Raw genomic sequence first — 13,732 nt, forward strand, 5'->3', positions numbered from 1 at the left:
TACTATCGTAAAACAACATCAAAACTTTCCGCGTTATACATAGGCTCAACTTGAAAACGAATGGTTTTACTAATAAATGATTCAAGCTCCGCCACATGGTTTGAAGCATCATCTAACAGATAATCTACAACCGCTTGCGCGGCCAAAACCAAATAGCTATCGGTATCATAAGCTCGGTGCTGTCTTAAAATTTCACGAAAAATCTCATAACAAACGGTTTCTGGAGTCTTAATTGACCCCCGCCCTTGGCACTCAATACACACATCGCATAGAACCTGTTCAAGACTTTCTCTAGTCCGCTTACGTGTCATTTCAACAAGTCCTAAATCTGACACACCTGTCAGCTTACATTTTGCATGATCCTTCTCTAAAACCCGCTCTAAGGTTCTTAAAACTTGGCGCTGGTGATCTGAGTCTTCCATATCAATAAAATCGATAATGATAATACCACCCAGATTACGTAACCGCAGCTGACGACCAATTGCTGTTGCCGCTTCCAAGTTTGTCTTGAAAATAGTCTCTTCTAGGTTTCTATGCCCAACAAAAGCTCCGGTATTAATATCAACCGTTGTCATCGCTTCTGTCTGATCAAAAATCAAGTACCCTCCTGACTTAAGTTCCACTTTCCGACCAAGTGCTTTTTGAATCTCTTCTTCAACATTGAACAGATCAAAGATAGGCCGTTCACCCGGATAATATTCTAATTTACCTGCAACCTCCGGCACGAGAGCATTAACAAAGTCCTGAGCCTTCTGAAAGGTTTCTCGCGAGTCGATACGAATTTTTTCGAGACCACCGTGAGCCATATCGCGCAAAGCTCGCATATTAAGAGGAAGGTCCTCATAAATCACGCTAGGGGCTTTTGCGGATTTGATTTTAACTTTGATGGAATCCCACAAACGGCGTAAAAACTGTATATCCTCAGCCAGTTCTGCCTCAGCTGCGCCTTCAGCAACAGTACGAAGAATAAAACCTGTCGGCTCTTCAGCCTCATCGGTCTCTGATAAGGTTTGAACTATACTGCGCAACCGATCACGCTCTTCGACATCTTCAATACGCTGAGAAATCCCTATATGCTCATTTCCTGGCATACAAACCAAATATCGAGACGGCAAAGATAAGTGAGTTGTTAATCGTGCGCCTTTAGTCCCAATAGGGTCTTTAGTAACCTGCACAATCAATGCTTGCCCTTCACGTAACATCATCGCAATTGATGCATTACTTTTTTTTTCGGGCGTCACATTCTGAGCTAAAACTTCTTCAACATGAATAAATGCAGCGCGCTCCAATCCAATATCAACAAAGGCAGCCTGCATTCCAGGAAGTACTCTAACCACCTTCCCCTGATAAATATTGCCCACGATACCGCGGCGGTGAACTCGTTCGATGTAGACCTCTTGAGGCATACCGTTTTCAATCACAGCAACTCGGGTTTCCATTGGTGTGAAGTTGATTAAAATCTCTTCGCCCATGACTGTTCCTTAAATATCTTTATGTATGCCAGATTTCTACGTCTGCCAGCTTCAACAATTCTGCCGTTTCAGATAAAGGCAAACCGACAACAGCGGAATAACTACCCTCAATACTGTCAACAAATACGGCACCTAAACCTTGAACCCCATATGCGCCTGCTTTATCTGCTGGCTCCCCAGTTTCCCAATACCGATCACACTCTTCTCGAGAAAGTGTTCTAAATTTCACATGAGTTGTGACCACACAACTATAGATTTGTTCTCTACACACTACAGCAACGGCAGTGATAACCTGATGAGTCCTACCCGATAGACTCATCAATATATTAACAGCATCCGTTTTATTTTGCGGCTTACCGATAATCTTACCCTCTAAAACAACCGTCGTATCCGCACCTAATACAACCCGCGGCTGCTCAACCTTATCGTGTCCAGCCTGCGCTTTCGCTAATGCGACTCTTTTTACATAAGGTACAGGTTGCTCATCAGGTATAACATCTTCACAAATATCAACAGGACTAACGTCAAACTGCACACCAATCTGCGCCAACAACTCTTTTCGTCTTGGGGAAGCAGAAGCAAGTACTAGTTTCACTTTAAAGCCTCAAATATTTATTTAATCCGGAATAGACGACGAATGCCACGTAAAACCACAAACAACCATGGCCATAATACAGCACTAATAAGACAAGGAAGGAGGAAAATCAGGTTATCACCCGTATATCCAGTGAAAGCCTGCATCCAATGAAATAATAACTGATTGATACCTACTAACACCATAACCATGAGTGCTTGCTGCACAACTGGAAACATCCGCAAACGCTGGTGTAATAGCAGTGTCAAAAAGGCGATGATCGTTAACGAAAGAGCATTTAATCCAAGCACACTCCCCTTAATCACATCAAGAAAAAGGCCTAGAAAAAAAGCGACACCCATTCCCACGCGATGCGGAAGAGCCATCACCCAATAGATCAATATCATAGCGACCCATTCTGGACGAGCCCATTCAAGGTAATAAGGTAACGGAATTTGACTGAGCATCAAACCCACAAGAAAAGTGGCTAATATAATCAATCCGCCACCGCCGCTAGGAGCTGGAGCACCAGAATTCACCGCTCCTCCTCTGAGGCTGTAACTGGATCTTCTGGCTGTGTATCAGCTGACACAATGGGAACCTCTGGCATACTAACCAACAGCAGATGTCGAGATTTATCCAGTAGCGCTGTTGGCTTAATGCGTACCCGAGCAAACTGTTGACCCGGATCACGTATAACTTTAGAAACTATAGCCACAGGGTAACCTCTAGGAAAGCGTCCTCCGAGGCCCGAAGTAATCACTAAATCATTTTCTTGGATATCCGCGGTATCGGGCACATGGTCCAATTCCAATTCATCGAGATCCCCTTTACCTATAGCTATAGTCCGAAATCCATTACGATTAATCTCAACGGGTAAAGCATGCCTTGCATCAGTGATCAGCATAACTCGACTAGTATAGTAAGAGATTTCAGTGACTTGACCCATTACACCACCTGCATCGAGAATTGGCTGGCCCAGCACTACATGATCTTCACTACCGCGATTAATAATCACTTGATGCTGGAATGGGTCTGGATTGACACCAATAAGCTCAACAAGCTGAACCTCTTCATCAACTCGATGACTACCTTTAAGCAACTCACGCAATCTATTATTTTCAAACCATAGTGCATCATTTTGCTGAACTTTACGTTCAAGCAACAAAGCTTCAGACTTAAGCTTGGCGTTTTCTTTTACCAGCAAACTCCTATCAACCACAATGTCTGAAACCTCACCAGCAAACCGGCTAGGTACATCAATTACCCATTGTAACGGAGTCAACAAGAGAGAGAGATAGGCGCGACTTTCTCTTACTTTTGCGGAATAGAGATCCGCAGCCATAAGCGCAAAAGCAATAATAATAAGGAGAAGGAAGCGGCGACCAGAAGACCGTCCGCGAAATATCGATTTAATAACCCACCTCCTGGCGAGCTCTCGCACATAGGAGGCGGGATATAAAAACTAAAACACTGACATCTGGCATAAGTTAATCATGACTTACCAGCTCAAAACCATGCTTATCAAGCATCTCTAATGCACGACCGCCCCCACGCGCTACACAAGTAAGAGGATCTTCTGCAACAATCACCGGCAAACCAGTTTCTTCACTAATAAGACGATCAATGTTTCGCAACAAGGCACCACCACCCGTTAACACAATACCGCGTTCAGCAATATCTGATGCCAATTCAGGAGGACACTGTTCCAAGGCACTTTTCACTGCCTGAACAATCGCAGACAAAGGCTCTTGCAAGGCTTCTAATATTTCGTTGCTATTCAAGGTAAAACTACGAGGAATACCTTCAGCGAGATTACGTCCACGCACATCAATCTCATGCATCTCTGTAGATGGATAAGCTGTACCAATCTCTTGCTTAATGCGTTCAGCCGTTGAATCGCCAATTAAACTGCCGTAATTTCTGCGCACATAAGTAACAATATACTCATCAAAACGGTCTCCGCCCAAACGGACAGAATCTGCATAAACAATCCCGTTCAACGAGATCACTGCAATCTCAGTGGTACCGCCACCTATATCGACCACCATAGAGCCACTCGCTTCATCCACCGGCAAACCGGCTCCAATAGCTGCAGCCATAGGCTCATCAATCAAATAAACTTCGCGCGCACCCGCACCCATCGCCGATTCTTTAATAGCACGACGTTCCACTTGTGTAGATTTACATGGTACGCATACAAGCACCCGCGGGCTAGGTGTAAGGAAGTTGGTATCATGAACTTTACTAATAAAATATTGCAGCATTTTCTCTGTAACATGAAAATCTGCAATAACACCATCTTTCATTGGACGGATGGCTGTAATAGAGCCAGGAGTTCGGCCTAACATTCGCTTCGCGTCTGCACCAACCGCAGCGACGGATTTCTGATTACCCGTCTGCCGTATCGCAACAACAGAAGGCTCATCCAGAACAATATCCTTGTCACGAACATAAATCAGTGTATTTGCTGTGCCTAGGTCTATAGACAAATCACTGGAAAAAAGACCACGAATTTTCTTTAACATGTAAAGGGAGTCCTAAGAAATCCTGCAGGTATAGCCGCTATATCCTGAAAACACGTAACTCTAACAATGGCACGCGTTTTGAGCAAGGCGTAAATGAGCAAATCTACCGAAATAACTTACTTATTTATCCTTCAGGATACAGCACCAATATGATAACGTATGCCTTTATTTTTTTCCTTTGTTATTTTCATTGATAACACCTCAAAAAGTGAGAGTAGATTATGTCTCTGGACCGCACTGATGTGGACAAAATCGCCCATCTGGCGCGACTTCAAATTGAAGAACAAGACGCTCCTGAATACGCGCAAAATTTGTCAAATATTTTAGATCTGGTTAACCAGATGCAAGCCGTTGATACAACGGATGTGTTACCTATGGCTCATCCTCTTGACGCAGCACAACGTCTTCGTAGTGATAATGTCACCGAAGATAATCAGCGTGAACTTCTACAATCAGTCGCTCCCGCCGTTGAAAACGGCCTATTCCTCGTTCCAAAAGTGATTGAGTAAAGCGGTAATTAGCAACCACTTCACCCATCAGGAATACATTTAAAGGATAAGAAGTCCATGTTTGACAAAACACTCGCCGAATTAGCAATAGGGCTAAAAACCGGCCAATTCAGCAGCGTTGAGCTGACTCAAGCCTATCTTGCACGCATCAAGGCTGAAGATGATAAATACAATAGCTTTATCACGGTTACAGATGAACTTGCACTAGAACAAGCCGCTAAGGCAGATGCCGCCATTGCGGCAGGCAATGCTGGCACCTTTACTGGCTTACCTATCGCCCACAAAGATATCTTTTGCACTCAAGGCGTTCGTACCAGTTGCGCATCAAAAATGCTTGATAACTTTGTTTCACCTTATAACGCAACAATCGTCGATAAGTTTAACCAAGCGGGTGCCGTAACTTTAGGTAAAACAAATATGGATGAGTTCGCCATGGGCTCATCCAATGAAAGTAGCTTTTATGGCCCATGCAGCAATCCATGGAATACTGATTATGTACCTGGTGGCTCATCCGGCGGATCGGCAGCAGCAGTATCGGCCCAACTAACACCCGCAGCGACTGGCTCAGACACTGGTGGTTCCATTCGCCAACCAGCAGCTCTATGTGGCATTACAGGCCTAAAGCCAACCTATGGCCGCGTTTCACGTTACGGCATGATCGCCTTTGCATCCTCATTGGACCAAGGCGGCCCAATGACCAAAACGGCTGAAGATGCAGCCATCATGTTAAATGTGATGGCAGGGTTTGATCAGCGCGATTCCACGTCAGCAGATCGTGACGTACCCGATTACACAGCAGAACTCAACAAACCACTTGAGGGCCTGCGTATCGGCCTGCCTAAAGAGTTCTTCAGCGGCGATATCAACGCAGATATTGCAGCACAGACTCAAGCGGCCATCAAAGAGTTTGAAACACTAGGCGCAACCGTTAAAGAGGTTAGCCTACCTAATACAGCACTCTCTATTCCCGCTTATTATATTATTGCGCCAGCAGAAGCCTCCTCAAACCTATCTCGCTTTGACGGTGTACGTTACGGCTATCGCTGCGAAAACCCTACGGATTTGGAAGACTTATATAAGCGATCACGAGGCGAAGGCTTTGGCCCTGAAGTAAAACGCAGAATATTGGTGGGCGCTTACGCCCTATCTGAAGGCTTTTATGATGCGTATTACAATAAAGCCCAGCAGATTCGCCGCCTTATTCGGGATGATTTCAGCAAGGTGCTAAGTGAAGTCGATGTCATTATGGGCCCAACAACACCTCACCCGGCCTTTAAGATAGGCGAAAAATCATCTGATCCTGTCGCAATGTACATGGAAGATATTTTCACCCTCTCTCTCAACCTAGCAGGCCTTCCGGGCATGTCTATCCCGTGCGGCACCATTGATGGTCTACCCACTGGGTTACAAATTATTGGCGACTACTTTGCCGAACAAAAACTATTAAATGTTGCTCACCAGTTCCAACTAGCAACTGATTGGCATAAACAGTCACCACAAGGCATCTGAGGGGTTAATTATCATGGAATGGGAAGCAGTAATCGGGCTAGAGATTCACGCCCAACTAGCTACAAAATCCAAAATTTTTTCCGGTGCCAGCACAGCGTTTGGCGCCGAACCTAATACACAAGCGTGCGCAGTAGACCTAGCGCTACCTGGCACACTCCCTGTATTTAATGAAGAAGCATTAAGAATGGCCGTAAAGTTTGGCCTCGCCGTTGATGCCGAGATTGGACGAAAATCTGTCTTTGATCGTAAAAACTACTTTTATCCAGACCTACCAAAAGGCTATCAAACCAGCCAACTTTTTCACCCTATTGTTGGTATTGGCCATATTGATATCACGTTAGAAGATGGCACAACAAAGCGTATTGGCGTAACACGCGCCCACTTAGAGGAAGATGCAGGTAAATCTCTACATGATGAGTTCCCAGGCATGACAGGCATAGACCTCAACCGCGCCGGCACACCACTACTTGAGATTGTATCTGAACCTGACATGCGCAGCGCTGAAGAAGCGGTAGCTTATGTACGCAAAATTCACTCTCTGGTCACTAGTCTCGGCATCTGTGATGGCAACATGTCTGAAGGTTCATTCCGTTGCGACTGTAACGTTTCCGTTCGTCCTAAAGGCCAAGAAGAATACGGTACACGTACTGAGACAAAAAACATCAACTCATTCCGCTTTATTGAAAAAGCCATTGTGGGTGAGATCGAACGTCAAATAGACCTTATTGAAGATGGTGGCCGCGTAATACAAGCAACACGCCTGTACGATGCAGACAAAAATGAAACCCGCTCGATGCGCTCAAAAGAGGAAGCTAACGATTACAGATACTTCCCCTGCCCTGACCTTTTGCCAATCGTCATTGATGATGAGTACATCGAGAACATACGCAACACATTACCTGAGTTACCTGATGCGCGAAAAGCTCGCTTTATTGAGGAATACAAACTCAGCGAATACGATGCAATGGTACTGTCTGCCGATCATAATATGGCAACGTACTTCGAGATTATCGTTGAAACAGCTAAGGATGCGAAGCTTGCAGCTAACTGGGTGATGGGTGAACTATCTAAACTACTTAATCAGCATGATCTGGATATCACCAACAGCCCAGTTAACGCAGAGCAGCTAGGTGGATTACTACTACGTATTAAAGACGACACTATTTCAGGAAAAATAGCTAAACAAGTATTTGAAGTGATGTGGTCTGAAGGCGGTAACGCTGATGAGATCATCGAATCCAAAGGCTTAAAACAAGTTACCGACAGCGGCGCCATCGAACAGATTGTCGATGAAGTCATCGCCAACAATTCGCCACAAGTGGAGCAATACGTTAACGCTGAACCTGATAAACGCGGCAAGATGATAGGCTTCTTTATGGGGCAAGTCATGAAAGCGTCTCAAGGCAAAGCAAACCCAGGTCAAGTCCAAGGTATTCTTAAGCAGAAGCTCGACGCACTGGTAAGCTAACACTTTAACCATCACAAAAAAACCGCGCTTATCGCGGTTTTTTTAGCGTTAAAAATCACATAAAAAAAGCCCGTCAAATGACGGGCTTAATACTAGTATGTAAAATCAAACAAGGAGCAAAACTTAGAAGTCGAAAGTTTTGCTAATGTAGAAATTGATAGTGTCTTTGCTACCGATTGTGCTATCAGGATCGATATAAGCAACACCCATATCTAGACCTTCATAAGTAGTACCGTAACCGATTTCCCAATAGTCGCCATCGTAATCATCGCCAAATGAACCGTATGTAAGGTAAGCACCTTCATATTCACCTGTAAGGGCTAGGAACGTGTAATCTAGCTCAGGCGTACCACCAGAAGTATCTTCAGTACCAACAGTATATTCTAAGCTTACAGGACCATAACCAACATTAAAGTTGATTTCATGGAAATCAGTAGCGCCATCTTCTGTATATAGGTAACCAGCATAGCCAACGTAGTAGGAGAAATCTTCTACTTCACCAGCATAACCGCCGTAAACATCAATCTCTTGCTCGCCATTGTTCAATGAAGCAGCCCAAGTACCTACAGAGATACCATTACCTGCATCATAATCCAAGCCACCCATCATGCTTGCGCCACTCACGCCCTGATCAGTACCACGGAAGTAGTAATCACTCATTGCACCGATGTTAGCAGACAATCCTGCTTCAGCCATAACAGAAGCAGACAATAGACTTGCAGCGATCAAGGTTTTTGTAGTTGATTTCATCATTAATTTCCCCCTAGGATAAAATGAAATTCTTTAAACTACACCCTATAAAGCACAGCACATGCCAATAAAATAATTTACATTAAAATCAATAAGTTAATTAACGTAAATCTCTATAAAACCAAATCAAATAGATCAAACACGCTACTGGCGCACCAAAAAGGCACACACCATTTGTTGCATCGCACCAAATGTGAACTTTTTGTTACTAAAAGAACTCATACAGATTACAGTATTAAAACGGCTTAGCCATAAACGAAGGAAATAGGATATGAATATTGCAACATTTGCAGCGGGCTGCTTTTGGGGAATAGAACTTCACTTTTCAAAGCTCCCAGGTGTTACCGGCACAGCAGTCGGCTATATGGGTGGCCATAACTCAAATCCAAGCTATCAAGATGTCTGTACTGGAGATACCAACCATGCAGAGGTAGTTCAAGTAACCTTTGATAAACAAGAAACAAGTTATGAAGAACTATTAAATGCATTCTGGGCAGCACATAACCCAACCACCTTGAATCGCCAAGGTCCCGATATTGGCACACAATACCGTTCCGCAATTTTTTATCATAATGAAGCGCAAAAAACATTCGCGGAATTAAGCAAAGAGAAACTTGATAATAGCGGTTTATTACCCTCAAAAATCGTTACAGAAATAGTGCCTGTTGAAACTTTCTGGCCCGCAGAGGAATACCACCAAAAATACTTAGAGAAACGAGGCATGGGTGGATGTGGAATTTAAAAACACCCTTCTAACCTATCTTCCATCGGCTTATCAATACCATAAAGGCGCTCGCTGGAGCGCCAAAATTTAGGTACTTATTTCAGAACAACACACTTCAAACAATGTAGAGAAAACCCCTAAAACAGAGCTTTAACTACTCTACACCCAGTATCATCCATACCAACCACAACAGAGGCTACCTTATGCTAAGCATGGAACTTAATTCAAAACAACTAGAAACATTAAGCCAAGTAAACTCGCACCGGCTAACGCAATTAACGGAAATTCTATTCTTGATTTAAAAGTACGCGTGTTCACACTTACCTCCGTTCGAACAATAACAATGAGAACCATTATCATTAAAAACCCAGTAAATGTAAATAGTTCTTATTACCAAATAAATAATTTTATTCCTCATCAATGCCTCCAAAAATCTCTGTATAATTCCCTTTTTGAATATTTTAAAAACTGAATAGCTCGGCATAAATAGCCTTTAGGGGGCACCATGTGTGAAGCACCTACATTAGACCTTAAAAACACTGTATCTCCAGAAGAATGGGAAACTCGGATAAATTTAGCAGCATGCTACCGTTTGGTAGAAAATTTGGGCTGGGGAGATCTAATTTATACCCACATTTCTGCAAAAGTGCCCAATACTGGGCACTATTTGGTCAACGCTTTCGGCCTGAGCTTTGACGAGGTTACTGCTTCCAATCTCGTTAAAGTCGATTTAGATGGTAAAATTCTGGATGAGACCCCTTTTGATATAAACCCTGCAGGTTTTACTATCCATAGCGCTGTCCATGAGGCCCGTGATGATGCTCACTGCGTAATTCATCTCCACACGAATGAAACAATTGCAGTAGCAACACTTAAAGAAGGACTCCTTCCTCTTTCTCAATATGCTTGCTTTTCCCTCTCCTCTTTAGGCCATCATGGTTATGAAGGTCTTGCGGTAGATCATGCAGAGAGAAGGCGTTTACAGAGTGATATAGGAACACATAACCACTTATTACTCCCTAACCACGGCGCACTGACTCTTGGCCCCACTGTCGGTGATGCGTTTATGCGTATGTATGATCTTCAGCGTGCTTGTGAAATCCAATTGATGATACAAGCAACAGGTGCAGAGGCCATTCCTATTGCTCCTGAAATCGTTGAAGGTATATATAAACAGGCTAACGTTGTGCATTCAGGCTCAACTGGCGGACAAAAATCTTGGCCTGCCATGTTGCGTAAAGCCTACAGACTTGACCCAACTTTTGCCTCTTAACATCGCTATATAATTCAGATAACAAGCTCCCTAGATTTGTTATAAAAGGTTAAATAATGAAAATTAATCACGTAGAAATTTTTGATATCCACTGTCCAGACCGTCCCGTATGGAACCCCGTTTTTATTCGCATTCATACAGATGAAGGCATTAGTGGCGTAGGTGAAGCTGGTTTAGCCTATGACCTTGGTCATAGCGCTGCAGCACATATGATCAAAGAGTTTGCAGAAGAGATGCTCATTGGTAGGGATCCATTTCAAACAGAAGACCTATGGAATTTAATGCTACGCGGTAGTTTTTGGGGCTTAGGTGGTGGCCCTATTATTTATTCTGCTATGAGCGCAATAGATACCGCACTCTGGGATATTAAAGGTAAGACATTAGGCGTGCCCGTCTACCAGTTACTAGGTGGGAAAGTTAACGATAAGCTTCGTACTTATGCCAGCCAGTTGCAGTTTGATTGGGATGCAGATTTCGCACGTTTAACCGACCCAGAGGATTACGCAAAAGCAGCAGAAAAAGCGTTAGCTGAGGGTTATGATGCGGTGAAAGTTGATCCGATCATGTACGATGCTAAAGGGGAAACCCATTTTGATCGTACTAAACTGTTTAGCAATCAAGATATGAAAATGTTCCGCGAGCGGCTTATGGCTATTCGTGATGTGATGGGAGACGATGGCGATATTATTTTTGAATGCCATAGCCTTCCTGGTGCATCCACGGCAATTCAATTAGGTGAGATCGTTGAAGAAGCTCGTTGTATGTATTTTGAAGAGCCGGTTAATTACCTTAATTCGGAACTGCATAAACGGGTAGCTGATAAAGTTAATGTACCTATTGCCGGTGGTGAGCGTCTCTATAATCGCTGGGGTGTACGCCCATACTTAGAAGATCAAAGCTTAGATGTACTGCAACCTGATATAGGTCTATGCGGCGGGTTTACAGAAACGAAAAAGGTATGCGACTATGCTGATGTATATGATGTCCGTATCCAAGCCCATGTATGCGGCGGCCCTGTAGCAACCGCTGCCTCGTTACATCTGGAAACAGCCATTCCAAACTTCTTAATTCATGAACATCACACATATGCTATTAAGAAATGGAACCGAGAGCTGTGTATTCAAGACCCTCAACCCGTTGATGGTTTCTTCCAAGTATCTGAAGCCCCCGGTATAGGTATTGAACTGAATGATGAAATTGTTATGCGCTCACCAAGAATGGAAATAAAATAGGCTATATATTTCCTATAGAAAAAAGGCTCATAGGGTTTCTCTTATGAGCCTTTTTAAAACAAATAGATCTCAATCAAATCCATATATACGTTTCGCATTTTCATAAACAAGCTTCTCCTTTTCAAGATCTTCCCATGACATCTCATCTAAATACCGAGACCATAGTTCCGAATAGCTACATGAAAGTTCTGATACAGGGAAATTACTAGCCAGCATCACTCGGTTCAAATCAAATTGTCGAATAACAAACCTTATCAGGGGCTCAATTGCTTCTGACGTCCAATCCACATTCAGCATCTCCCACCCTGAACATTTGATATAGCATCTAGGCTGGCGTGCTAATAGAGTAACCGAGTCCATCCAACTTTCTGATAGTTGATCTGATGATCCACAATGATTGATAACAACCTTAAGCTTAGGAACAGAGCATAAAACCTGATTTAAATGCTTAACTGCAGAGCGATCAGTTAATGGAAGTTGAGCTTCAAAGAGCAGACCTTTTTCAGAAATAAGGGATAAATGCTTAACTACACGCTCATTATTTAAAATCGCTTCAGCATGTTCATCAAGAATATGACGTATACCTACAAGTGATTTGAATTGCGCTAATCGATCTAATTGGGCGGGGAAGTGATTGGATGTTAAATCAGCAAAGGCCACGCTTTTAAAAGGTAGCTGGCAATGCTGCTCTAGCCATTCCAACTCACGCCAAGGTGATGCATTATCAAAACCGGCCTCTATATGCACAAAACCGGCAAGCTCCATTACTTGTCGACTAGCGAGATCTGATTCAAAAAAACTACGTCTAATTTTTTCTTTAAAAGGCCACTGAGGCTGACGATCAGCCTGCAGCCAGTCATAATCGCCCTGCTGTAAATCGATAAGGTGAATGTGGGGATCTATCACTCTACTCATAAAACACACTAAGCCTGATGAATATATTATTGTGCGGTATAACCACCATCAATAACCTGAGCACTACCAGTAATAAACTTAGCCTCATCGCTCCCTAAAAAAGCGATTAATGATGCCACCTCTTCTGGTTGACCGATTCTACCTAAAGGTTGAAGCCCTGCCTCTTCTGCATGGATAGCTGCTTTATTGGCTCCCATACGCTCACAATAGCGATCTATTGCCTGATGGTATAAAGGAGTCTCAATAGTGCCTGGACACACTATATTCGCTCTAATCCCATAAGCGGCATAATCCAATGCGGTTGTTTTCGCCATCGAAGCTAAAGCCGCTTTGCTCATGTTATAAACAAATGAGTTTTTCTTACCCACTAGCGACTGATCAGAACCAACCAAAACAATTGAGCCTGATTGCTGCGTTTTCATAATAGGCAATACGGCTTTGAGTAGATAAAAAGCACCTTTCACATTGATGCTCATTACGCGCTCAAACTCGGCATCTGAGGTATTTTCAATGGAAGCAGACAAATGTATCCCAGCATTAGACACAAGCACGTCAATGCGGCCTATACTCTCTTTAATCTGCTGAATAGCGCAATCTATTTGCTGCTGATCGGAAACATCGCATTGGATATAAACAGACTGATCCTCGGCTAAAGTAGTTGGCTTCAAATCAAGATTCACAACAGAATAACCTTGGTCTAAAAACTTACTAACAACCGCTCGCCCAATACCGAAAGAACCGCCAGTTATCACACAGACTCTACTCATTTAGCTATTCC

At 43.4% G+C, this 13,732-nt stretch carries 14 protein-coding genes; 6 read left to right on the top strand and 8 right to left on the bottom strand.

Annotated features, from left to right (window positions below):
- Window positions 1–2: 2 nt before the first annotated feature.
- From rng to ACOQOE_RS14530, 5 genes are all read right to left on the bottom strand, one after another.
- Entirely contained in the window at window positions 3–1,472 is a 1,470-nt protein-coding gene (gene rng, locus ACOQOE_RS14510; protein WP_420554333.1) for a ribonuclease G, read from the bottom strand.
- Window positions 1,473–1,491: 19 nt separating this feature from the next.
- Complete coding sequence (locus ACOQOE_RS14515; RefSeq protein ID WP_067868962.1) at window positions 1,492–2,067, bottom strand: Maf family protein; 576 nt, start codon at window positions 2,065–2,067, stop codon at window positions 1,492–1,494.
- A gap of 17 nt (window positions 2,068–2,084) precedes the next feature.
- Entirely contained in the window at window positions 2,085–2,585 is a 501-nt protein-coding gene (mreD, locus tag ACOQOE_RS14520) for a rod shape-determining protein MreD (protein ID WP_067868965.1), read from the bottom strand.
- Complete coding sequence (gene mreC, locus ACOQOE_RS14525; RefSeq protein WP_067868968.1) at window positions 2,582–3,391, bottom strand: rod shape-determining protein MreC; 810 nt, start codon at window positions 3,389–3,391, stop codon at window positions 2,582–2,584. The genes mreD and mreC overlap by 4 nt, the downstream gene beginning before the upstream one ends.
- A gap of 145 nt (window positions 3,392–3,536) precedes the next feature.
- Window positions 3,537–4,574 (bottom strand): rod shape-determining protein, encoded by a 1,038-nt coding sequence (locus tag ACOQOE_RS14530; protein WP_067868972.1) that lies wholly within the window; start codon window positions 4,572–4,574, stop codon window positions 3,537–3,539.
- 221 nt (window positions 4,575–4,795) lie between these two features.
- Here ACOQOE_RS14530 and gatC point away from each other — a divergent pair, with 221 nt between their 5' ends.
- From gatC to gatB, 3 genes are read left to right on the top strand one after another with little or no spacing between them, the layout of a single operon-like run.
- Window positions 4,796–5,083, top strand: coding sequence for an Asp-tRNA(Asn)/Glu-tRNA(Gln) amidotransferase subunit GatC (gatC, locus tag ACOQOE_RS14535; RefSeq protein ID WP_067868975.1), 288 nt, complete (start codon window positions 4,796–4,798; stop codon window positions 5,081–5,083).
- 57 nt (window positions 5,084–5,140) lie between these two features.
- Window positions 5,141–6,592, top strand: a complete 1,452-nt coding sequence (gatA, locus tag ACOQOE_RS14540) for an Asp-tRNA(Asn)/Glu-tRNA(Gln) amidotransferase subunit GatA (RefSeq protein ID WP_067868978.1) — start codon at window positions 5,141–5,143, stop codon at window positions 6,590–6,592.
- Window positions 6,593–6,605: 13 nt separating this feature from the next.
- Window positions 6,606–8,060, top strand: a complete 1,455-nt coding sequence (gene gatB, locus ACOQOE_RS14545) for an Asp-tRNA(Asn)/Glu-tRNA(Gln) amidotransferase subunit GatB (RefSeq protein WP_420554334.1) — start codon at window positions 6,606–6,608, stop codon at window positions 8,058–8,060.
- A 123-nt stretch (window positions 8,061–8,183) separates the two neighbouring features.
- Here gatB and ACOQOE_RS14550 read toward each other — a convergent pair whose 3' ends face one another.
- The gene (locus ACOQOE_RS14550) at window positions 8,184–8,813 is read right to left on the bottom strand and encodes a TorF family putative porin (RefSeq protein WP_420554335.1); all 630 of its coding nucleotides are present in this window, start codon (window positions 8,811–8,813) and stop codon (window positions 8,184–8,186) included.
- A gap of 268 nt (window positions 8,814–9,081) precedes the next feature.
- Between ACOQOE_RS14550 and msrA the strand changes: the two genes are divergently transcribed.
- The 3 genes from msrA (at window position 9,082) to ACOQOE_RS14565 (ending at window position 12,039) form a co-directional block, all read left to right on the top strand.
- Window positions 9,082–9,552 (top strand): peptide-methionine (S)-S-oxide reductase MsrA, encoded by a 471-nt coding sequence (msrA, locus tag ACOQOE_RS14555; RefSeq protein ID WP_067868988.1) that lies wholly within the window; start codon window positions 9,082–9,084, stop codon window positions 9,550–9,552.
- A 487-nt stretch (window positions 9,553–10,039) separates the two neighbouring features.
- Window positions 10,040–10,807 (top strand): class II aldolase/adducin family protein, encoded by a 768-nt coding sequence (locus tag ACOQOE_RS14560; protein ID WP_420554336.1) that lies wholly within the window; start codon window positions 10,040–10,042, stop codon window positions 10,805–10,807.
- Window positions 10,808–10,863: 56 nt separating this feature from the next.
- On the top strand, window positions 10,864–12,039 hold the full coding sequence (locus tag ACOQOE_RS14565; RefSeq protein WP_420554337.1) for a mandelate racemase/muconate lactonizing enzyme family protein: 1,176 nt from the start codon (window positions 10,864–10,866) through the stop codon (window positions 12,037–12,039).
- A gap of 69 nt (window positions 12,040–12,108) precedes the next feature.
- On the opposite strand, the gene ACOQOE_RS14570 is transcribed toward ACOQOE_RS14565, so the two are convergent.
- On the bottom strand, window positions 12,109–12,954 hold the full coding sequence (locus tag ACOQOE_RS14570) for an amidohydrolase family protein (protein WP_420554338.1): 846 nt from the start codon (window positions 12,952–12,954) through the stop codon (window positions 12,109–12,111).
- Between the two features lie 26 nt (window positions 12,955–12,980).
- Entirely contained in the window at window positions 12,981–13,721 is a 741-nt protein-coding gene (locus ACOQOE_RS14575; protein WP_420554339.1) for an SDR family NAD(P)-dependent oxidoreductase, read from the bottom strand.
- Window positions 13,722–13,732: the final 11 nt, after the last annotated feature.

The organism is Neptuniibacter marinus (assembly GCF_965223595.1).
GTDB classification, from domain to species: domain Bacteria; phylum Pseudomonadota; class Gammaproteobacteria; order Pseudomonadales; family Balneatricaceae; genus Neptuniibacter; species Neptuniibacter marinus.

Coding starts and splice junctions, on each gene's coding strand:
- rng (WP_420554333.1), bottom strand. CDS start 1,472: ATGGGCGAAGAGATTTTAATCAACTTCACACCAATGGAAACCCGAGTT.
- mreC (WP_067868968.1), bottom strand. CDS start 3,391: ATGGCTGCGGATCTCTATTCCGCAAAAGTAAGAGAAAGTCGCGCCTAT.
- ACOQOE_RS14530 (WP_067868972.1), bottom strand. CDS start 4,574: ATGTTAAAGAAAATTCGTGGTCTTTTTTCCAGTGATTTGTCTATAGAC.
- gatC (WP_067868975.1), top strand. CDS start 4,796: ATGTCTCTGGACCGCACTGATGTGGACAAAATCGCCCATCTGGCGCGA.
- gatA (WP_067868978.1), top strand. CDS start 5,141: ATGTTTGACAAAACACTCGCCGAATTAGCAATAGGGCTAAAAACCGGC.
- gatB (WP_420554334.1), top strand. CDS start 6,606: ATGGAATGGGAAGCAGTAATCGGGCTAGAGATTCACGCCCAACTAGCT.
- ACOQOE_RS14550 (WP_420554335.1), bottom strand. CDS start 8,813: ATGATGAAATCAACTACAAAAACCTTGATCGCTGCAAGTCTATTGTCT.
- msrA (WP_067868988.1), top strand. CDS start 9,082: ATGAATATTGCAACATTTGCAGCGGGCTGCTTTTGGGGAATAGAACTT.
- ACOQOE_RS14560 (WP_420554336.1), top strand. CDS start 10,040: ATGTGTGAAGCACCTACATTAGACCTTAAAAACACTGTATCTCCAGAA.
- ACOQOE_RS14565 (WP_420554337.1), top strand. CDS start 10,864: ATGAAAATTAATCACGTAGAAATTTTTGATATCCACTGTCCAGACCGT.
- ACOQOE_RS14570 (WP_420554338.1), bottom strand. CDS start 12,954: ATGAGTAGAGTGATAGATCCCCACATTCACCTTATCGATTTACAGCAG.
- ACOQOE_RS14575 (WP_420554339.1), bottom strand. CDS start 13,721: ATGAGTAGAGTCTGTGTGATAACTGGCGGTTCTTTCGGTATTGGGCGA.